Genomic DNA, 19,941 nt, shown 5'->3' with positions numbered 1-19,941 from the left:
AATCGGGGTATTTTTCATACTTTGCAAAGCCCAAAAATTTGAACATATGTCGATTGAAATTACTCGTCTATTTGACTTTCCTTATTATCAACAAGAAAAATATAATTTAGAAAAAGCATTTATCACTAAATACAATGGTGAATGGCAATCTATATCAACAAACGAATATATAGAAAAAGCCAACGCTATAAGTAGAGGTTTATTACGATTAGGAGTACAACCTAATGATAAAGTTGCTGTAATTTCAACTAACAATAGAACTGAATGGAACATTTGTGATATTGGAATATTACAAACAGGAGCTCAAAACGTTCCAATCTATCCAACTATTTCTAAAGAAGACTACGAATATATCTTAAATCATTCTGAAGCGACTTATTGTTTTGTTTCAGATGAAACCATCTTAGAAAAGCTAAACCAAATAAAAGGAAACACAAAGCTTAAAGGAATTTTTACTTTTGATGACATTCAAGGAGAAAAAAGCTGGCAAGAAATTTTAACCTTAGGTGAAGATAAAAGCAATCAAAATGAAGTTGAAGAGCGTAAAAATGCTATTTCAACTGACGATTTAGCCACCTTAATTTATACTTCTGGAACAACAGGACGTCCTAAAGGAGTTATGTTAAGTCATAAAAATGTAGTTTCAAATGTATTAAGCAGTGAAAAACGTGTTCCGTTAGAATACGGTCAAGGTAGAGCTCTAAGCTTCTTACCTGTTTGTCACATTTTCGAACGTATGATTTTGTATTTATATCAATACTGTGGTATTTCTATTTATTTTGCTGAGGCTATTGATAAGTTGAGTGAAAATGCTCAAGAAATCAAACCACACGTAATGACTGCTGTTCCAAGACTGTATGAAAAAATTTACGATAAAATTTATGCTAAAGGAGCTGAATTAACAGGAGTAAAAAAGAAATTATTCTTTTGGGCTATAGAATTAGGTTTACAATATGAACCATATGGAGCAAATGGCTGGTGGTATGAAAAGAAACTAAGCATTGCTAAAAAACTTATTTTCTCTAAATGGCAAGCTGCCTTAGGCGGAGAATTAAAAATAATGGTTTCAGGTTCTGCTGCATTACAACCACGTTTAACTAGAGTCTTTACAGCGGCTGGAATGCCTGTAATGGAAGGTTATGGACTTACTGAGACCTCTCCTGTAATTGCTGTAAATGATATGCGTGATGGTGGTTTTAGGTTAGGAACCGTTGGTAGACTTATTGAAGGTGTTGAGGTTAAAATTGCTGATACCGGAGAAATTTTAGCCAAAGGTCCTAATATAATGATGGGCTACTATAAAGATCCTGAAAAAACTGCAGAAGCATTACAAAATGGATATTTCCATACAGGTGATAAAGGTGAATTAAGTGAAGATGGATTCTTAAAAATTACAGGGCGTACCAAAGAAATGTTTAAAACCTCTGGAGGTAAATATATTATTCCACCATTATTAGAAGGTCAGTTAAAACAATCTCGTTTTATAGAACAAGTAATGGTTATTGGTGAAGGTGAAAAAATGGCATCAGCTTTTATTCAACCAAACTTCGAGTTTGTACGTGAATGGGCGCAAAGACATAATGTTACTTTAGGTGACAATAAAGATTTAGTAAGTAATCCTAAAATAATAGAACGTATTCAGGAAGAAGTAGATTATGCCAATACAAAATTTGGGAAATGGGAAACTATTAAAAAGTTTGAATTAACCCCAGAAGAATGGTCTATTGATAGTGGGCACCTTACTCCTACTATGAAAATGAAACGAAAAATAATAAAAGATATTTACAAAGACTTATACGATAAGATTTACAGACAGTAATCTTTTAAAGTGTTGTGAAAGCAACACTTTTTTCTTTTTAACATGACAAAACTCATTTCTTTTTCTTCAGATATTTCTAACATTGAATTACCTAAAAAATTCGATTATCCTTATAATTATCATCCTCATACCCTAGCCCAAATAGCTGCTGAAGAATTACAAGAGTATTTAACAAACCAAAACCACTTTTCTCACAACTTCGGAATTAAGAATCCAGAAAGCACAAAAGTACTTGGAAAAATGTTTGGAGTTTTGATTGTACAACAACAAGATGAAACCTTAGGTTACCTAGCTGCTTTTTCAGGAAAATTAGCTGATAGTACACAACACCAACATTTTGTTCCGCCAGTATTTGATGTGTTAGATACAAATGAATTCTACCTTAAAACAGAAGAACAACTTAATGAGTTAACTCATAAAATAGTAAGCTTAGAAAATACTACTGATTTTATAGAAACTAAAAAAGTATACAAAAAAACACAACAACTACACGAAAGATTCTTAACAGAAGAACAGTTAAAAATAAAACAACGTAGAAAACTCAGAAAAGAATTAGGGCAACAAAATAATCAACTAAATATTAATGAAGAGTTTTACTTACGTGAATACGAAGTGTATTTAAATGATAAAATAGCTCCACTAAAAAAAACATACGATACAAAAAAACATCAAATTGAAGAGCTAAAACAACAACGGGCAAATCTTTCTGCATGGACTCAGCAAGAAATATTTAAAAAATATGCTTTTCTTAACTATCAAGAAGAAACTCAAAACCTATTAGATGTTTTTAAGGATTCAACACAAAATATTCCTGCAGGCACAGGTGATTGTTGTGCTCCTAAATTACTTCAATATGCGTATAAACACCAATTAAAGCCTATTTGTATGGCTGAGTTTTGGTGGGGAAAACCTTTGCAAACTTCCATCAGAAAGCATCAAAATTACTATCCTGCATGTACTGGTAAATGCAAACCCATTTTAACGCACATGCTACAAGGAGTAACGGTAGACGAAAATCCGTTAGTTTCTCAATTAAAGAAAGAAAAAGAAATTACAATTATTCATGAAGATGCTGATTTATTAGTCATCAACAAACCACATGAATTACTATCAGTCGCTGGAAAAGAAATTAAAGATTCTGTTTTTAGCCGTATACAAAGATTATATCCAAAAGCTACAGGTCCATTAGTTGTACATCGTTTAGATATGTCTACTTCTGGAATACTTTTAATAGCAAAAAATGAAGAAACTCATAAAGCTTTACAAGCACAATTCATTAACAAAACTGTGCAAAAACGCTATGTAGCTTTATTAGAAGGTGTTTTAAAATATAAAAAAGGAATTATTGAGTTACCGCTTAGAGTAGACCTAAACGATCGCCCTAAACAGCTTGTTTGTTATAAGCACGGAAAAAAAGCACTCACTCAATGGGAAACTCTAAAAACTCTAGACAACAAAACCAAGGTCTACTTTTATCCTATTACAGGACGTACACATCAATTACGTGTGCATGCTGCACATAATTTAGGATTAAACACTCCTATTGTAGGTGATGATTTATACGGAAAGAAAGCAGATAGGTTGTACTTACATGCTGAAAAAATCACATTTGTACATCCTACTTCAAAAAAACAAGTCAGTTTTACCTCTCCTGTTCCTTTTTAGCTATTCAACGTATTTCGTCTTTTTAAGTGTGCTTAAAATGATAAACGAGGCTAAAAAGAAAATAGCTAAACATAGTACACTCCACTGCATAGAACCTGTAATCCAATTTAGTGTTCCATATACAGCTGTCCCTAAAACAATTGCTATTTTTTCGGTAACATCATAAAAACTAAAATACGTAGCATGATCTTCCGTTTCTGGTAATAATTTAGAATAGGTAGAACGTGTTAAAGTTTGTATAGCTCCTTGTACAAATCCTAATAATCCTCCTAGTCCATAGAAATAAATAGCTACATGTTCTTGAGATTTATCTAACATAAAAGCACAAAAACATACTAACATCCATACTGCAATAGTTACTTTTAGAGCAGTAATGTTTCCCCATTTTTCTGAAAGTCTTGAAAATAAAATAGCTCCTATAATCGCAACAATTTGCACCAATAAAATAGTAATAATCAAACTCGTAGGAGGCAATCCTAACTCTGAAGAACCAAAAATGGCCGCCATTAAAATAATAGTTTGTACACTAATACTTAACAAGAAGAAAGAAATTAAAAAGCGTTTTAAAGTTGGGTAGTTCATTAGCTCTTTAATCACTACTTGTAATTCTTTATAACCTTTCCATATATAATCTTTTTCAGGTTTTTTATTATATACATTCCCTGGTAAACGCTTAAAGGTTACTTGAGCAAATCCTAACCACCATAAACCTACCATAACAAAAGAAATTCTAGATGCCATTCCTGCACTAATACCTAAAGTTTCAGGAAACATAATCATAGCCAAGTTTATTAATAATAAAATAATAGAACCAATATACCCATACACAAAACCTCTAGCACTAGCTCTATCTTGTTGTTCTGGATGCGCTACCTCGGGTAAATAAGCATTGTAAAATACCAAACTTGCCCAAAAACCTATACTTGCTAAAACAGTAAATAAAATTCCTATCCATACCGTATCTATTCCTTCAAAGAAATACAAACTCATTACCGATAACGCTCCTAGTGTACAGAAAAACTTCATAAACTTTTTCTTACTTCCCGTATAATCTGCAATACCCGATAAAATTGGAGAGATAAAAGCTACTACTAAAAACGAAAATGATAAAGCATAACTATATAAACTATCTGGGTGCTCCCAATCCATTCCTAAAAAACTTACAATTTTCCCTTCAGTTACCCCACTGTAATACAACGGAAAAACTGCTGTACTAATTACAAGTGAATATACTGAGTTGGCCCAATCGTAAAATGCCCATCCGTTAATTAACTTCTTATCTCCTATTTTGTACATATAAATTCTAATAAAAAAACCGCTCATTTAACATGAACGGTTTGCAATATACTATAATTTATTAATCTTATTTACTCGCAGGGGCGTTGTATTTTGCTGCTAATTTTTTAGCCTCTGGTAAAAAATTTCTTAAAGTCTGAATACGAGTTTGATTAGACGGGTGTGTACTCATAAATTCTGGTGGAGCTCCTCCTCCTGAACGTTGACTCATTCGTACCCATACTTCTGCTGCTTCTTCTCCTTTATATCCTGCCATAATCATAAAAACCAATCCTAATTTATCAGCTTCAGTTTCGTGATTTCTACTAAATGGTAACATTACTCCTACTTGTGTACCTAATCCATATGCCATATTCCACATTTCAGCATTTTTATTGTTTTGAGTACCTAAAGCTAAAGCTACACCACCTAATTGTTGCAATTGACCTGTAGACATACGTTCTTGTCCATGTTTTGCAAATGCGTGAGCTACCTCGTGCCCCATAACAGCTGCAATTCCATCTTCATTAGCACAAATTGGTAAAATTCCTGTATAAAAAACTACCTTTCCTCCAGGTAAACACCATGCATTTACCGTTTTATCTTCAACTAAATTAAACTCCCATCTATAAGCATCTGCTTCAGTTTTCATACCATTAGCTCTCATAAAACGATCTACAGCTGTAGAAATATTTTTCCCTACTCGTTTAATTTGATTTGTTTTGGTGCTGTTAGCAGATAGTTTATTTTCTTCTAAAAAACCTTTGTATTGTGCAAAACTTGCTGGTAAAATTTGAGCATCATTTACAAAATTTAATCTTTTTCTTCCCGTAATTGGCACTGTGCTGCACTCTACTAAAAAAGCAGCTAAAAATGTTAGGGCTATAATTTTTTTCATTGTTTAATAGTTTAAAGTTCTATATTCTTGGTTGTATCTTTTATGACACAAAATTAACTTATTTGTCACAAACTTGATAATATATTATGTCTTTAAAGCTACAAATTCTATCTTTATCTTAAAAACTAATTCATGAATTTTACGCATTCAAAAACAGCTGTACCAAGTATTAAAATTTCCAAACCTGTTATTCTTTCTGTTAAAACTTTACAGTTTATATCTACAAGTAAAGCTGCAAAATTTAGCGCTAGGCTTTTTACAACTCCTGTTAATTTTCCTATTCCTAAAAGAGAAAAGGTAATGTTAGAGAGTGCTCAAAAGAAAACAATAAATATACCATCCATTTCAAGAGATGTTCAAGTACTAACATACGGATATTCTACTAAGAAAGTATTATGGGTACATGGTTGGGCAGGAAGAAGTACTCAATTATACATGATTGCTGATAAATTATTAGAAAAAGGTTATATGGTTATTTCGTTTGATGGCCCCGCTCATGGAAAGTCTACAGGAAAAACTACTGAGATGCCTGAGTTTTTAGAAACCATTACTGAACTCAACAAACAATTCGGACCTTTTGACGCTGCTATAGGACATTCTTTTGGTGGAGTATGTTTATATAATGCTCTTTCTGAAGATTTCACTGTAAACAAACTGGTAACAGTTGGTGCTGCGGATAAAATATCAGATGTTATTTTAAACTTCACTAAGAATTTACAAGTAAAACCTATCATAGCTCGTAAAATGAAGCATTTGTTTGATAAAAAATGGCAACGAGATATTGATACACACTCTTCAAGTGTTAAGGCTAAAAGTGTAAAAATACCTACTCTGGTAGTTCATGATTCATTTGATGGCGATGTTGATGTAAGTTGTGCAATAGCTATACGTCAAAACTTACAGAATGGAAAACTTTTAATTACGGAAGGGTTAGGACACACCAGAATTCTTCGTAATCCAAAAGTAGCTTCCAAAATTGTTGATTTTATAATTCAAGAACCATGAGAAAATTAATTATTTTATTCCTTTTAATAGTAACATTTAGTACTACTGCAAATGCTCAAAACAAGAAAAAATATACAGTAAACAAAACTAACAGTGAGTGGAAGCAGTTATTAACCCCAAAACAATATTTTGTACTTAGAAAAGCAGGTACTGAACGCCCTAACTCAAGTCCATTGAATTATAATAAGAAAAAAGGAGTTTATGCTTGTGCTGCCTGTAAAACTCCACTATATAAATCGGAACACAAATACGATTCAGGTAGTGGTTGGCCATCTTTTGATAGAGCTATTAAAGGAAATGTTGAACTAGATACAGATTATAAACTAGGATATGCTCGAACAGAGTTAAAATGCAATATTTGTGGCGGACATCTAGGACATTCTTTTAACGATGGCCCTAAAGAAACTACAGGTAAACGTCACTGTATTAATGGAGTTGCTTTGGAGTTTATTCCAAAAAAATAATTTAAAAAAAAATACACCATGCAAACCTCTTACTTAGATAGTATAAAAAAACAAATAGCCTACTACAAAAGTTTAGGCGATAAAACCTTTGATCAACTTACACAAGAAGAGCTTTTTTTTCAATACAACCAAAAAAGTAATTCTATTGCTGTAATAGCTAAGCATATTGCTGGTAATATGTTATCACGTTGGACAAAATTTTTTACTGAAGATGGAGAAAAATTATGGAGAAATAGAGACGATGAATTTGTAAACACCTTTAAAACCAAAGAAGAAATGATTGCTTACTGGGAAAAAGGTTGGAACTGTTTCTTAAACACTATCAACTCTTTAAAAGAAGCCGACTTAGAGAAAATTATCTACATAAGAAACCAAGGACATACAGTAACCGAAGCAATTAATCGTCAAATTTGTCATTACCCTTACCATATTGGCCAAATTGTATTTTTAGGTAAAATGTTACAGAACGAAAACTGGAAATCCTTATCCATCCCTAAAAACGCTTCAAAAAACTATAACAAAGAAAAGTTTAGTGAAGAAAAAAGCCGCAAACATTTTACTGAAGATTTGTAGGCTTCCTCCCCTATCAATACCGATAAGAAAACTACAAAAAAAGGCTGTTATCCTTACTTCTTATAAAAAATTACACACTTTTATACTATTTAAGCGAAAAAATCTGCTAACAAATTGCTAAAAACTAACAACTAATAGCTAAATTTGTGCCTCTAAAAAATGAAGCCGATACATGTTTAATAATTTAAGCGAAAAGTTAGATAAAGCGTTACACACGCTGAAAGGACACGGAAAAATTACCGAAGTTAACGTTGCGGAAACTCTAAAAGAAGTTCGTAGAGCTTTATTAGATGCCGATGTTAACTTTAAAATAGCAAAGAATTTTACCAAAACCGTTAAAGAAAAAGCCTTAGGTCAAGACGTATTAACAACGTTAAATCCTGGGCAATTAATGGTAAAATTGGTTAAGGATGAGTTAACCGAATTAATGGGAGGTGATACCGTTGGTGTTAACTTAGGAGGTTCACCTACTGTTATTTTAATGTCTGGTTTACAAGGTTCGGGTAAAACAACCTTCTCTGGTAAATTAGCTAACTACCTTAAAACTAAAAAAAGCAAACAAGTTTTGTTAGTAGGATGTGATGTATATCGTCCTGCTGCAATCAATCAGTTACGCGTTGTTGGAGAACAAATTGGTGTTGAAGTATATGCTGAAGAAGGAAATCAGAATCCTGTAGAAATTTCTCAAAATGCTATTAAGCATGCAAAAGCAAACGGTAAAAACGTGGTGATTATCGATACCGCGGGTCGTTTAGCTGTTGATGAAGAAATGATGACGGAGATTTCTAACATCCATAAAGAAGTAAATCCACAAGAAACATTATTTGTAGTGGATTCTATGACAGGGCAAGACGCTGTAAATACAGCAAAAGCCTTTAACGATGTGTTGAATTTTGACGGAGTTATACTAACTAAGTTAGATGGTGATACACGAGGTGGTGCTGCTATATCTATTAAATCGGTAGTAAATAAACCGATTAAATTTATAGGTACGGGTGAAAAAATGGATGCGATTGATGTATTCCACCCAAGTCGTATGGCAGATCGTATTTTAGGAATGGGAGACGTTGTTTCGTTAGTTGAGCGTGCCCAAGAACAATACGACGAAGAAGAAGCTAGAAAATTACAAAAGAAGATTGCTAAAGATCAGTTTGGTTTTGATGACTTTTTAAGTCAAATTCAACAAATCAAAAAGATGGGTAGCATGAAAGATTTAGTAGGAATGATTCCTGGTGCTGGAAAAGCAATGAAAGATGTTGACATTGATGATGACGCTTTTAAAGGTATTGAAGCTATTATACACTCTATGACTCCAACAGAAAGGACTAGTCCTTCCACGATTAATGCGAGTCGTAAAAAACGAATTGCAAAAGGTTCCGGAACTTCGGTACAAGAAGTTAACCAATTGATGAAACAATTTAATCAGATGAGTAAGATGATGAAAATGATGCAAGGCGGAGGCGGAAGAAAAATGATGCAAATGATGAAAGGCATGAAATAATATGAAATAAAAAGAGAAGTTTTGTCGACTTCTCTTTTTTCTTTTTTGATTAACAACAACACACTGAATAACACACAACAACACACAAAAATGATTTTACTAGACGGTAAAAAGACATCAGCAGACATTAAAGAAGAAATTGCTTTAGAAGTAGTAGTATTAAAAGCAAACGATAAAAAAACACCGCATTTAGCAGCCGTAATCGTTGGTAGCGACGGAGCTAGTTTAACTTATGTAAACGCAAAAGTAAAAGCATGCGAACGTGTAGGATTTGAATCTACTTTAATTCGTCTTCCTAAAGAAACTACTGAAGAAGAATTATTAAATGAAATTGCTATTTTAAATATTGATAATGATATTGATGGTTTTATAGTACAATTACCCCTACCCGACCATATTGATGAACAAAAGGTATTAATGGCTATTAATCCTGATAAAGATGTAGATGGTTTCCATCCAATGAATGTTGGTAAATTAGCGTTAAACTTACCTACCTATATCTCTGCTACTCCTTTTGGAATTTTAGAATTGTTAGATCGTTATAATATTGAAACCTCTGGTAAAGATGTAGTAGTTATTGGTCGTAGCCATATAGTAGGAAGCCCAATGAGTATTTTACTATCACAAAAAAGAAAAGTAGGAAACGCAACCGTTACCCTAACACATAGTAGAACCAAAAACTTAAAAGAAGTTACCAAAAGAGCTGATATTATTGTGGCTGCTATTGGTATTCCTGAGTTTTTAAAAGGTGATATGGTAAAAGACGATGTAGTAATTATTGATGTAGGAATTACACGAGTTGCCGACCCTTCTAAGAAAAGAGGATTTAGATTAGTTGGTGATGTTGCTTTTAACGAAGTAGCAGAAAAAGCATCGCACATTACACCTGTACCTGGTGGTGTAGGCCCTATGACGATTGCTATGCTTTTAAAAAACACTTTATTAGCTTGCGAACGTAGACAAGAAGAGTGTTAATACACTATATTTATTATATAAACAAAAAAGACTGCTTAAAAAAGCAGTCTTTTTTGTAAGAAAACAGTTGATATATTTCTCTTACTCCACTATTTAATTACCCTTTTTTGTTATATTAGCTAGCTCTAATTAAAAATTGCAATAATTACGTTTATACTTCCTTTTTAGGGTATATGAAAACACTATAAGTGTTTATATAAACCAAGCATTTAAAAAATACTATGAGTTCTACTATAGGAATAATACCAACTAAAAATACCGAAGTCACTTTTGGAGAGATAATAAACCTGTCTGAAAAATACATTAACTCCTCTCTAAATATAATTCAACTAAAAGAAAAAATTAAACTTCAAATACATATTCTAAACTATGATGAAGCTGAAAATAAAGAATCCTATCATGAAGTTGATTTAACAGATATGTTTAAATGGAAAAAAAATCAATTACTCATCTTTTCTATTAAAGGAGTTTCTGGTGTTATTAAAACTGATTATGATGTAATATTTGACCCTGAAACTTCCCCTGATAACCCTTGGTGGAAATTAAATACGTATAAGAATGAAACCAAGACTATTCTTAATTTAGAAGATAAACTTGAAAAAGCAAAAAAAACAAACAAGTCATGGTTTTTACATCGTTCAGATGAAAAGGACAAAGTTATAAATATTTGTGGTGCTATTATTAGTGCTTCTATTGCTGAATTAACCTCTGCCCTTATATCTTCTACTGACCAAACATGGGGATTTGGACAGTATTTTGTTGAAAAAGAAGAGTTTTTAAACTTTTACCTTCATCCAGAAAAGAATATTTCTGCCCCTTTAAAGCCAGAAAAAATTATAAATAACTCAAGTTTTTGGCACAAACTAAAAAAACTATGGAGTTAGCTTAAACTTATATTTATAATGAGTGATAAAAGAAAATTTTACATATTAAGTTCAATTATAAACTTTCTGCTAATACTCTTTGCAGTTGTTGTTTCTGGTTTAATTACTGAAGAATATTTAGTTTCTGGTATGTTTGTTACTCAAAAAAATGGAGGAGCTAACTTTTTGTTCTTAAGAAGAATATATATGTTTTCAGCTTTTTTGTTTCCTTTTTTAATTTATGTAATTAAGAATTACAAATACCATGGTCTTGTTATTTTTATAATCAGTTTAATAGTAGTTATTTCTAGACAATTATTTTATTATTATCAACTACCTAACGAGTACTATTCTATACCAAGCAGTTTTAAAGAAACTATTTTACTTATACTTTCTACATCTACAATTGTACATTTTTCGCAAATGATAATTGGTAAAAACTACTGCCAATATTGTATAAAACTTATAAAGGTAGCTTCTCCTAATCAGAAAACAACAAATAACACCATTTAAAGCAGCTATGATTTTCAGCCGCAACGAGCCATACACACCCCTTAATAAACATTAACACAGGTCTACAATGTTTCATTTTTATCAATATGGAAAAATAATTCGTCTTACGCACGTAAATTTCATAGAAGAAATTAAACCTAATATAAAGGATGAAATTATAGAATTCTCTGACGAAAAGATTATAATAAGACGAAAAAAATGGTATCTCAATACTTTTTTTGAATTTAACCTTAAAACATTAATATGTTTTATAGTTCTTATAATATTCTTTAGTTTATTTAATAAAGTTGAAGAAGCTTTTAACAAACTCGATGTCTTTTTATACTATTTGTTGGTATTGTATACTATAATCAATATAGTTCTTTTAGGCTTTGCTTTGTATCCTCCTAAAAAAGAAATAGTATTTGACAGACTCAATAGTGTAATTATTCTACCAAAAAGGTTTTCTAAAAAAAAGAAAATAATTAAGTTGAGGTTAATGGAAGGTTATTTCACGCACTCTAAATCAGATGGTATAGAAGACGATATATCTTCATCTACAACAAAATTTTATCTAAAAAACAAATATGATGAAAATAAGTACCTTTATAAAAAAACCACAAAGTACAACACCACCTCTCCTGAATCTTTTCATTATCTATGGTATTTCATAATATGGTATATGGATAAAAACAGAGCTTTACCACAAGATAAAGAATTTGATAAATTTAGAGAGAAAGATTATCAAAGAAGAAAAAAAGAAGGTTTTTTGAAACCTTTGATTGATAGTGAAATAAAAATTGAAGATAAAACGTATGCTAACAACATAATAACTGTAATCACATAGGATTCGATTATGCAAGGATTAACTTGTAATCACCTTTATTATTACTTTTTAAAACAGATTTACTTCTTCTTTTCTAAAAATACTGACGTATCTCTTTATCACTCTCCAGTTCTACTGCTTCTTTGTTTTGTTGAAAGAAACGTGCGGTATAACCTCCTCTTAACGTAATAGTTGCTCCGTTAACCTCTAACCAACTACCTTCACGTAGTCCTAACACAGGAGTTTCATTAAATATATGATACTCTTTAATACGTGTTTCTCGTGTTTCGCCCATGTGAGTAGAGTCTGGATTAGGATCTAAATAATGCGCATTGATATTAAACGGAATAAACCCTAAGGTTTTAAAACTTGGTGGATACACAATAGGCATATCGTTCGTATTCATCATCGTTACTCCACAAATATTACTTCCTGCACTGGTACCTAAATACGGAGTTCCGTTTTCAACCGCTGTAGTTAAATCAGAAAGTATATCGTTTTTATATAGTTGATTTACCAACTCAAACGTATTACCTCCCCCTGTAAAAATAGCTTCTGCTTGCTGAACAGCTTCTTTCGGATTATCAAATTCATGGATACCTACAACTTTTTTATCAATAGTAGCAAAGGCCTTACGAGCTATATTAGTATATTCATCATAGGTTTTTCCGCTTGCTCGTGCATACGGTATAAATAATATGGTAGAAGCTTCTTTAAAAAAGTTAGTTAACGTTGGTAAAATATATGCTAAGTATCCACTTCCATGAACGGTAGATGTACTAGCTATAAGTAGTTTTTTCATTTGTTTACTATCTATTTAAGTTTAATTAGTATGAGTTTTAACTCCTCAAAATCAATCTTTCATTATGCTTTAGATACTTCAAATTAACAAAAATTTACCATGTTCTTAAAACATTTTTAAGACAAGTAGGTAGTTTATTTGTGATATGAGAAAATTGTTACTTGTTCTTTTTATCTTAACTACCTGTGCTATAATTGCTCAAAACACACCTAAAATTATTATAGGTACTGTGTTTATAGATAGTATTGCTACGCAAGATGTACATATTATTAATAAAAAACTAACGCTTGGTGCTGTTTCTAATGAAAACGGACGCTTTGAAATTTTAGCTTCTGAAAACAACACCTTATTAGTTTCTCACTTAAACCTAGAGTTTAAAGAGGTTACCCTTACCAAAGAGCATATAAAAGCTAAAAACATTGTAATTTTTGTTGATAGTAAAACACACATGTTAGATGAGGTTGTGCTAGAAAAGCAAAGAAGTATTTTAGAAATTGATACAGATATACTCACCAATGCTCCTATTGTAAATGCTAAAACCTTAAAATTACCTTATGCCAATGTTATACAACCAAAAGATGAAAAAACAGTAAAGGTAGAATCGGGCTTAGCTATAAGTGTAACGGGGCTTATAAATGCGCTTAACGGAACAAACAAACGAAAAAAACAATTAAAAAAGATTACTGTTGAAGATAGAAATATTGAAAAAATTAGAAAACACTTTACAGATGGCTTTTTTATACGTCAACTAAAAATAAAGAAAGAAAACATCAATCAATTTTTACAAGCCTGTATTTCTAAAGGAATTGTAAACCTATATAATAAAGATAAAGTTTTAGAACTTACTGCGGTTTTAATTGAAAATAGTAAATCCTCCCCTTACCTGCTAGAAAATGAAAATATAAGAGTTACCAAAAAATAATTGCATGATTAAACAACTACCCATCACACTTTTACTACTAATTACCTTAGGAGCTACGGCTCAACAAAAACGAAAATTCGTATACGGAACTTTAAATGATGAGCTTGGTGCTATACCCAACGCTCATATTATTAACCTAAACACACAACAAGGTACGTTTAGTACCGATTTTGGTGAGTTTAGAATTTTAGCGAAACCTAACGATACTTTACAAATATCTTTTGTAGGATACAAAACAAAAAAAATTAAGCTTACACACATTCATTTTGGAATACAAGAAAATAAAATTACCCTAATTAAAGTTCCTTTTGAATTGGATGAAGTGGAAGTAAAAAAACACAACTTAATAGGTTCACTTGCCATAGATACTAAACAAACACCTAAAGATGTTGGTATGGAAAAAGCTAAAAAGGCTATTGATTTTTCTATGATTGATTTTAATGAAAAAGTAATTTTAGATATTGATGAAATTGATAGAATGAAAGCTCCTAATATGTTAAAAATAACAGACCCTACTGCTAGTTTTGCTGGTGTTGGTACAGGCTTTAGTTCTGGTCTTGATAAATACTCACAACAACTAAAAAGAATTCGAAAAACAATACAGTTTAAAGAGAATTTTCCTAAAATGCTCCTCTCAGCATTTGGAGAGTCTTTCTTTTTTAAAGAGCTTAACATACCTAAAGACAAGTATCTTCATTTTTTAGAATATTGCAATCCACTAGGTATAGAAAAATTATATAAACAAAAACAACTTTTAAAACTGATTGCTATCTTACAACAAGAAAGTAAGAGCTACTTAAAAGTAATTAGTAACTAAACACATGAAAAATATACTCCCTTCAATTATCTGTCTATTTTTTATAATAAAAGCTACAGCACAAGAAAGTAGAAAATTCTTTTACGCTACCATACAAGATGAAGTAAGTGCCGTTTCTAACGCACATGTTATTAACCTAAACACCAAACAAGGAACTTTTACTAACAATAATGGTGAGTTTAGGATTTTAGCCAAAGTAAATGATACTTTACAAATTTCGTTTGTTGGTTATGAAACCAAAAACGTTGTGGTAAACATAAATAACTTCGGAATACAAGAAAGTTACATCCAACTAAAAAAAGTACCTATTGAACTGGACGAGGTAGAAGTAAAGAAACATAATTTGCTTGGATATATTTCTTCTGACACAAAACATATAAAGTCTGAAAAAGAAATTAATGCAGAAACACTAAACCTACCTTTTGCTGGCTCTAGAATACTTACTCCTGCTGAGAGAAGGCTACATACAGCTACAACAAGTTATGGAGGAATAATACCTGTAGACCTATTGTTAAATTGGATGTCTGGTAGATTAAAAAAACTAAAAAAGTTTAAAGCTATTGAAGATAGAGAAAAAAGAATAGAAAAAATACGTAGTAACTACCACATACTTATTGAACATGAACTCAAAATACTAAAAGAAGATATTGACAGGTTTATTTATTTTGCTGAATCAGCAGATGACTTCACTCCTTTTTACCTACATAATGAGGTTACAATGATAGATTTTTTACAAAAGAAAGCTGAGGTTTTTAAAAAGCTAAATCCTAAAACTTATAACTAAAGTCCTACTTTTTTACAGGGTAATTTTCACTGCACTTTCTTAAAATATTTTGTACCTTTAGGTGTATACGCTAACTAACCCATAAATATCATGAAGAAAGCTCTAATTGTCTTATTGTTTTTATCTCAACTAGTATTCTCACAAGAAGAACGAAAAACACTTTTTGGAATTGTTTATGATGAAAATGGTGTGTTAGAAAATGTTCATATTGTTAACTTCTCAACAAATCAAGCTACATTCTCTAACGAAAATGGTGAATACAGACTTTTTGCTAAACCCACTGATTCTATTAGATATAGTAGTATAGGTTATAAAACCATTTATGAGAAGTTAACCAAAGAAGACTTTGATACTTATAGAAAAAGAACTACTCTTGAAAAACAAGATTATGAGTTAGAAGAGGTTTTACTTAAAAACAATGAACTCTCAGGGGAACTTGCCAAAGATCTTAGAAAGGTAAAGCAAGATAAAAACTTAGAAATAGCAAGTAAAGCTACCAACTTTTCTAATGTTAACTACACTAATTATCACTCAGACGATTATATAAGCAAACATGTAAAGCCTAATGTAGTTAGAGTTGATCCTACTAAAGCTTTTGAAGGAATGGGTACTACCAATACATTCCCTGTGAAAAACTCAGAAAAACTATGGAAACTTCGTAAAGAATTAGCTTTTAAAGAAAGTATGCCTGCAAAACTACTTAATGAATTAGGTGAAGACTTCTTTTTTGTTGAGCTTGAAATTCCTGTTGATAAGTACTATCACTTTTTAGAGTATTGCAATCCGTTAGGCATAGAAAAACTCTACCAAAACCGTGAAGTGTTAAAAGTTATTAAAATATTCAGAAAAGAGCATACAGAATACCTTAAGATTATTGGAAAACACTAATTTGGCTCAATAATTGATTTTTGATCAACCATGAAAAAACTCTTTGTCCTTTTATTAGTACTTCCCTTACTATCATTTACCCTACATAAATACTATGTTGCATTAACTGAAATTGAATACAGAGAAGATACTCAAAGCGTACAAATGATTATGAATGTTTTTATGGATGACATTGAACTTGCTATAAATAAAGACTACAACACTAATCTACAAATTGCTACTAAAAATGAATTACCGTCTATTGACGAATACTTTTATAAATACCTAAAGGCTCATTTTAAAATTATTATTAATAATGAAGAGAAAGTCTATAAATTCATAGGTAAAGAATACGATGGAAATATTGTTTATTTTTATTTAGAAATAGAAAATGTTTCACTACCTAAATTAATAAAAATAGAGAACGATATTTTAGTAGGTCACTTCCCTGATCAACAAAACCTTATTAAAGCAACTGTTAAAAAAGAACGTAAAAGTTTGTTTTTATCAGGCAATAATGATAAAGGTTTGTTAAATTTTTAATAAAGCTCCTTTTTTAGTAATAAGATTTCATTAACTTTCCGCTTATTTATTCAAAAACTAATAAGCATATAATGAGAAAATATTCTACGCTATTATTTTCAGCGCTCTTTGTATCAGCTTCTTTATTTGCCCAAGAAGCTCCTAAAAAAGAACGCCAACAAGGTCATACCGACCAAAACAAATTTCGACAATTAAAAGATGTATTAGCAACTCCTAACGATCAACGTACTGCATCAGGAGCGCCAGGTCATGCATATACGCAACAAAAAGTTGACTATGTAATGAACTTACGTTTAGATGAAGCTACAGATAGGTTGTATGGAGACGAAGATATTACTTACCACAACAACTCTAAAGACCATTTAGAGTATTTATGGTTACAGTTAGATCAAAATATGCGAGCTCCAGATTCTAAATCTCCATTAGCAGTATCTAAAGAAGCAAGTGGTTTTCAAACTCCAGATAAGTTTGTGAGTGAGAATATGGATAAACCTAAAGCATTCGGATTTAATATTGAAGCTGTAAAATATGCTGACGGTAGAGATTTACCTTATACTATCAATCGCACAATGATGCGTATTAACTTACCTAAGCCATTAGCTCCTGGTGAAGTTTTTAAATTCAAGATTAAATGGAACTACTTAATTAACAATTCTGTTGAAGACGGTGGTCGTTCTGGCTTTGAATCTTTTCCTGATGGCAATAAAAACTATACCATTGCTCAGTTTTTCCCAAGATTATGTGTTTACAACAATGTTGAAGGATGGCAAAATATGCAATTCTGGGGTCGTAGTGAGTGGGCTTTGGAATTTGGTGATTATGATGTAAAAATCACTGTTCCTGCTGATCATATTTTAGATGCAACTGGTGAATTACAGAATGAAAAAGATGTGCTAAGTAGAGAGCAACGTAAGCGTTTTGAAAAGGCAAAAAAATCTTTTAAAAACCCAGTATTTATTGTATCGCAAAAAGAAGCTGAAGAAAACGAAAAACAAGGTACTACTAAAACTAAAACTTGGCATTTTAAAGCTAACAAAGTACGTGATTTTGCTTTTGCTTCATCAAGAAAATATATTTGGGATGCTATGGCAGTAAACATTAACGGTAAAACTGTAATGGCACTGTCTTTATACCCAAAAGAAGGAAATCCATTATGGGAAGAGCATTCAACTCGTGTTGTTGCTAATACTTTAGAGGAGTACTCTAAAATGACTTTTGATTATCCATACTCTAAAGCTGTATCAGTACACGCAAAGCGTCAAGGAATGGAGTACCCTATGATTTGTTTTAACTACGGGCGTCCAAATCCTGATGGAACATATTCTGATAGAGTTAAACACGGAATGATTGGAGTAATTACCCATGAGGTTGGGCATAACTTTTTCCCTATGATTGTAAATTCTGATGAGCGTCAGTGGACTTGGATGGATGAAGGGTTAAACTCTTTTGTAGAGATTTTAGCTGAATTAGATTACGATCCAAACTTCAATACTGGTAACTTACCTAAAGATATTGTTCGTTACATGAGCTTAGATCAAGATAGGTTAAGTCCAATTATGTCTCAAGGTGATTATGTACATAATTTTGGACCTAATGCTTATACTAAACCAGCAGCAGGTTTATACATGTTACGTCAAACAATTATGGGACCTGAGTTATTCGACTATGCTTTTAGAACATACTCTAAAAGATGGATGTTTAAACACCCTACTCCTGCTGATTTCTTTAGAACTATGGAAGATGCTTCTGGTATGGACTTAGATTGGTTCTGGAGAGGTTGGTTCTATACAACTGATTATACTGATATTGGAATTAAAGAGGTTAAACCTTTATATTTAACTAACAAGCCAAATGAAAAAACTAGGAAGTTACAACAACAATATCCTTCTTACTTTGCTCAATTAGGTAAGCTAGTATACTTAACGACTAACAAAGAAGATGCTAATAAATCTGAGGTAACAACATACATTAATAGCTTATCTTCTGATAAAAAAGCTAATTTAAAAGATATTCCTAGCTACATGTATCAGGTTGAGTTTGAAAAACCAGGTGGTTTAGTGATGCCTATTATTGTAGAATTAACGTACGCTGATGGTTCTAAAAAACGTGAAACTTTCCCTGCTCAAATATGGAATAAAAATGAGCATAAAGTACAAAGAGTGTTTACTTCTTCTCAAGAAATTAAAAGTATAGTTATTGACCCTGATTTAGAAACTGCTGATATTGATACTTCAAACAATAGTTGGCCAAAACAAACAACAAATAAGTTTGATGCTTTTAAAAATAAAGCAAAAAATTAATAAGGTTTTTATTATCTAAACCTAACCAAAAAAGCAGCCTTTAAGGCTGCTTTTTTTTATAACTCATCATCTTAATTATTACTTACTAAATAACTTATTTACTTCTTCATAAGTAAGTAATTTAGAAACCGTCATAATATCTGGATCTCTGCTTACATACTGCTGAATTTGTAACATAACAACTCCATCAACTTTAGTATACTTTAGCCAGATTACATCTCCATTTGCTTTAATTTTATATGGATCTCTTGGGTTTTCTTCAAAACCTTTTCCTATTATTTGATGTAACTTTTCTACATCATTATCTAAGTTTTTAAAAGAAAAATGAACATACTCATGAATAGGGTCATTGATATTCTTATAATAAAAGTTATAAGCTTCATTTCCTATTTTCTCTAAGTAAACATACTCTATCTTTCCTACTATTTCTGTTTTAGTAGTTTCAATAAATTCAATTTGAGAATACGAGGCCATAGAAAATAAAAGACCTGTTAGTAAAAGTAGTTTTTTCATGAAATTTAAGGGTTTAAATTTGATATTGTTTTTAATT

The 19,941-nt window shown here is 31.4% G+C and carries 20 protein-coding genes; 16 read left to right on the top strand and 4 right to left on the bottom strand.

Going from position 1 to position 19,941, the window contains the following annotated elements; translation table 11 throughout:
* Window positions 1-46 precede the first annotated feature (46 nt).
* Window positions 47-1,819 carry an AMP-dependent synthetase/ligase gene (locus ACQYZ7_RS10335; RefSeq protein ID WP_430729671.1) on the top strand — a complete coding sequence of 591 codons (1,773 nt, stop codon included), beginning with the start codon at window positions 47-49 and terminating at the stop codon, window positions 1,817-1,819.
* A gap of 42 nt (window positions 1,820-1,861) precedes the next feature.
* Entirely contained in the window at window positions 1,862-3,484 is a 1,623-nt protein-coding gene (locus ACQYZ7_RS10330; protein ID WP_430729670.1) for an RluA family pseudouridine synthase, read from the top strand.
* On the opposite strand, the gene ACQYZ7_RS10325 is transcribed toward ACQYZ7_RS10330, so the two are convergent.
* Both ACQYZ7_RS10325 and ACQYZ7_RS10320 read right to left on the bottom strand, forming a co-directional pair.
* On the bottom strand, window positions 3,485-4,780 hold the full coding sequence (locus tag ACQYZ7_RS10325; protein ID WP_430729918.1) for an MFS transporter: 1,296 nt from the start codon (window positions 4,778-4,780) through the stop codon (window positions 3,485-3,487).
* 67 nt (window positions 4,781-4,847) lie between these two features.
* A complete protein-coding gene (locus ACQYZ7_RS10320; RefSeq protein WP_430729669.1) occupies window positions 4,848-5,657 on the bottom strand; it encodes a M48 family metallopeptidase in 810 nt (269 codons plus the stop codon).
* Between the two features lie 132 nt (window positions 5,658-5,789).
* On the opposite strand from ACQYZ7_RS10320, the gene ACQYZ7_RS10315 reads away from it, so the two are divergent.
* The 8 genes from ACQYZ7_RS10315 to ACQYZ7_RS10280 all read left to right on the top strand — a co-directional run bounded on the left by ACQYZ7_RS10315 (window position 5,790) and on the right by ACQYZ7_RS10280 (window position 12,377).
* Window positions 5,790-6,662: an alpha/beta hydrolase gene (locus tag ACQYZ7_RS10315; RefSeq protein WP_430729668.1), complete on the top strand. Its 873-nt coding sequence runs from the start codon at window positions 5,790-5,792 to the stop codon at window positions 6,660-6,662.
* Complete coding sequence (gene msrB / locus ACQYZ7_RS10310; RefSeq protein WP_430729667.1) at window positions 6,659-7,126, top strand: peptide-methionine (R)-S-oxide reductase MsrB; 468 nt, start codon at window positions 6,659-6,661, stop codon at window positions 7,124-7,126. Before ACQYZ7_RS10315 ends, msrB begins: the two co-directional genes overlap by 4 nt.
* A gap of 18 nt (window positions 7,127-7,144) precedes the next feature.
* On the top strand, window positions 7,145-7,699 hold the full coding sequence (locus ACQYZ7_RS10305) for a DUF1572 family protein (protein ID WP_430729666.1): 555 nt from the start codon (window positions 7,145-7,147) through the stop codon (window positions 7,697-7,699).
* A 172-nt stretch (window positions 7,700-7,871) separates the two neighbouring features.
* Complete coding sequence (gene ffh, locus ACQYZ7_RS10300) at window positions 7,872-9,200, top strand: signal recognition particle protein (protein ID WP_430729665.1); 1,329 nt, start codon at window positions 7,872-7,874, stop codon at window positions 9,198-9,200.
* Between the two features lie 90 nt (window positions 9,201-9,290).
* The gene (folD, locus tag ACQYZ7_RS10295; protein ID WP_430729664.1) at window positions 9,291-10,175 is read left to right on the top strand and encodes a bifunctional methylenetetrahydrofolate dehydrogenase/methenyltetrahydrofolate cyclohydrolase FolD; all 885 of its coding nucleotides are present in this window, start codon (window positions 9,291-9,293) and stop codon (window positions 10,173-10,175) included.
* A gap of 221 nt (window positions 10,176-10,396) precedes the next feature.
* Complete coding sequence (locus ACQYZ7_RS10290) at window positions 10,397-11,059, top strand: hypothetical protein (RefSeq protein ID WP_430729663.1); 663 nt, start codon at window positions 10,397-10,399, stop codon at window positions 11,057-11,059.
* Window positions 11,060-11,077: 18 nt separating this feature from the next.
* Entirely contained in the window at window positions 11,078-11,551 is a 474-nt protein-coding gene (locus ACQYZ7_RS10285) for a hypothetical protein (RefSeq protein ID WP_430729662.1), read from the top strand.
* Window positions 11,552-11,618: 67 nt separating this feature from the next.
* Window positions 11,619-12,377 (top strand): hypothetical protein, encoded by a 759-nt coding sequence (locus ACQYZ7_RS10280; protein WP_430729661.1) that lies wholly within the window; start codon window positions 11,619-11,621, stop codon window positions 12,375-12,377.
* A 73-nt stretch (window positions 12,378-12,450) separates the two neighbouring features.
* Here ACQYZ7_RS10280 and pepE read toward each other — a convergent pair whose 3' ends face one another.
* Window positions 12,451-13,158 (bottom strand): dipeptidase PepE, encoded by a 708-nt coding sequence (gene pepE / locus ACQYZ7_RS10275; protein WP_430729660.1) that lies wholly within the window; start codon window positions 13,156-13,158, stop codon window positions 12,451-12,453.
* A gap of 145 nt (window positions 13,159-13,303) precedes the next feature.
* Between pepE and ACQYZ7_RS10270 the strand changes: the two genes are divergently transcribed.
* The 6 genes from ACQYZ7_RS10270 (at window position 13,304) to ACQYZ7_RS10245 (ending at window position 19,391) form a co-directional block, all read left to right on the top strand.
* On the top strand, window positions 13,304-14,080 hold the full coding sequence (locus tag ACQYZ7_RS10270; protein WP_430729659.1) for a carboxypeptidase-like regulatory domain-containing protein: 777 nt from the start codon (window positions 13,304-13,306) through the stop codon (window positions 14,078-14,080).
* A 4-nt stretch (window positions 14,081-14,084) separates the two neighbouring features.
* Window positions 14,085-14,897, top strand: a complete 813-nt coding sequence (locus ACQYZ7_RS10265; protein ID WP_430729658.1) for a carboxypeptidase-like regulatory domain-containing protein — start codon at window positions 14,085-14,087, stop codon at window positions 14,895-14,897.
* A 4-nt stretch (window positions 14,898-14,901) separates the two neighbouring features.
* Window positions 14,902-15,681, top strand: coding sequence for a carboxypeptidase-like regulatory domain-containing protein (locus tag ACQYZ7_RS10260; protein ID WP_430729657.1), 780 nt, complete (start codon window positions 14,902-14,904; stop codon window positions 15,679-15,681).
* Window positions 15,682-15,771: 90 nt separating this feature from the next.
* A complete protein-coding gene (locus ACQYZ7_RS10255) occupies window positions 15,772-16,569 on the top strand; it encodes a carboxypeptidase-like regulatory domain-containing protein (protein WP_430729656.1) in 798 nt (265 codons plus the stop codon).
* Window positions 16,570-16,599: 30 nt separating this feature from the next.
* Window positions 16,600-17,091 carry a DUF6702 family protein gene (locus tag ACQYZ7_RS10250; protein WP_430729655.1) on the top strand — a complete coding sequence of 164 codons (492 nt, stop codon included), beginning with the start codon at window positions 16,600-16,602 and terminating at the stop codon, window positions 17,089-17,091.
* Window positions 17,092-17,162: 71 nt separating this feature from the next.
* A complete protein-coding gene (locus tag ACQYZ7_RS10245; RefSeq protein ID WP_430729654.1) occupies window positions 17,163-19,391 on the top strand; it encodes a M1 family metallopeptidase in 2,229 nt (742 codons plus the stop codon).
* 78 nt (window positions 19,392-19,469) lie between these two features.
* Here the strand turns inward: ACQYZ7_RS10245 and ACQYZ7_RS10240 are convergent, their stop codons facing one another.
* Window positions 19,470-19,904 (bottom strand): hypothetical protein, encoded by a 435-nt coding sequence (locus tag ACQYZ7_RS10240; RefSeq protein WP_430729653.1) that lies wholly within the window; start codon window positions 19,902-19,904, stop codon window positions 19,470-19,472.
* Between the last annotated feature and the right edge of the window lie 37 nt (window positions 19,905-19,941).

Origin of the sequence: Tenacibaculum sp. SDUM215027, from assembly GCF_050566205.1 — a bacterium.
Taxonomy (GTDB): domain Bacteria; phylum Bacteroidota; class Bacteroidia; order Flavobacteriales; family Flavobacteriaceae; genus Polaribacter.
The sequence above is the reverse complement of the archived record's forward strand: the minus strand, read 5'-3'. Positions and strand labels throughout refer to the sequence as shown.

Excerpts from the sequence above, each read along its gene's own strand:
- ACQYZ7_RS10335 (WP_430729671.1), top strand. The coding sequence starts at position 47 with ATGTCGATTGAAATTACTCGTCTATTTGACTTTCCTTATTATCAACAA.
- ACQYZ7_RS10330 (WP_430729670.1), top strand. The coding sequence starts at position 1,862 with ATGACAAAACTCATTTCTTTTTCTTCAGATATTTCTAACATTGAATTA.
- ACQYZ7_RS10325 (WP_430729918.1), bottom strand. The coding sequence starts at position 4,780 with ATGTACAAAATAGGAGATAAGAAGTTAATTAACGGATGGGCATTTTAC.
- ACQYZ7_RS10320 (WP_430729669.1), bottom strand. The coding sequence starts at position 5,657 with ATGAAAAAAATTATAGCCCTAACATTTTTAGCTGCTTTTTTAGTAGAG.
- ACQYZ7_RS10315 (WP_430729668.1), top strand. The coding sequence starts at position 5,790 with ATGAATTTTACGCATTCAAAAACAGCTGTACCAAGTATTAAAATTTCC.
- msrB (WP_430729667.1), top strand. The coding sequence starts at position 6,659 with ATGAGAAAATTAATTATTTTATTCCTTTTAATAGTAACATTTAGTACT.
- ACQYZ7_RS10305 (WP_430729666.1), top strand. The coding sequence starts at position 7,145 with ATGCAAACCTCTTACTTAGATAGTATAAAAAAACAAATAGCCTACTAC.
- ffh (WP_430729665.1), top strand. The coding sequence starts at position 7,872 with ATGTTTAATAATTTAAGCGAAAAGTTAGATAAAGCGTTACACACGCTG.
- folD (WP_430729664.1), top strand. The coding sequence starts at position 9,291 with ATGATTTTACTAGACGGTAAAAAGACATCAGCAGACATTAAAGAAGAA.
- ACQYZ7_RS10290 (WP_430729663.1), top strand. The coding sequence starts at position 10,397 with ATGAGTTCTACTATAGGAATAATACCAACTAAAAATACCGAAGTCACT.
- ACQYZ7_RS10285 (WP_430729662.1), top strand. The coding sequence starts at position 11,078 with ATGAGTGATAAAAGAAAATTTTACATATTAAGTTCAATTATAAACTTT.
- ACQYZ7_RS10280 (WP_430729661.1), top strand. The coding sequence starts at position 11,619 with ATGTTTCATTTTTATCAATATGGAAAAATAATTCGTCTTACGCACGTA.
- pepE (WP_430729660.1), bottom strand. The coding sequence starts at position 13,158 with ATGAAAAAACTACTTATAGCTAGTACATCTACCGTTCATGGAAGTGGA.
- ACQYZ7_RS10270 (WP_430729659.1), top strand. The coding sequence starts at position 13,304 with ATGAGAAAATTGTTACTTGTTCTTTTTATCTTAACTACCTGTGCTATA.
- ACQYZ7_RS10265 (WP_430729658.1), top strand. The coding sequence starts at position 14,085 with ATGATTAAACAACTACCCATCACACTTTTACTACTAATTACCTTAGGA.
- ACQYZ7_RS10260 (WP_430729657.1), top strand. The coding sequence starts at position 14,902 with ATGAAAAATATACTCCCTTCAATTATCTGTCTATTTTTTATAATAAAA.
- ACQYZ7_RS10255 (WP_430729656.1), top strand. The coding sequence starts at position 15,772 with ATGAAGAAAGCTCTAATTGTCTTATTGTTTTTATCTCAACTAGTATTC.
- ACQYZ7_RS10250 (WP_430729655.1), top strand. The coding sequence starts at position 16,600 with ATGAAAAAACTCTTTGTCCTTTTATTAGTACTTCCCTTACTATCATTT.
- ACQYZ7_RS10245 (WP_430729654.1), top strand. The coding sequence starts at position 17,163 with ATGAGAAAATATTCTACGCTATTATTTTCAGCGCTCTTTGTATCAGCT.
- ACQYZ7_RS10240 (WP_430729653.1), bottom strand. The coding sequence starts at position 19,904 with ATGAAAAAACTACTTTTACTAACAGGTCTTTTATTTTCTATGGCCTCG.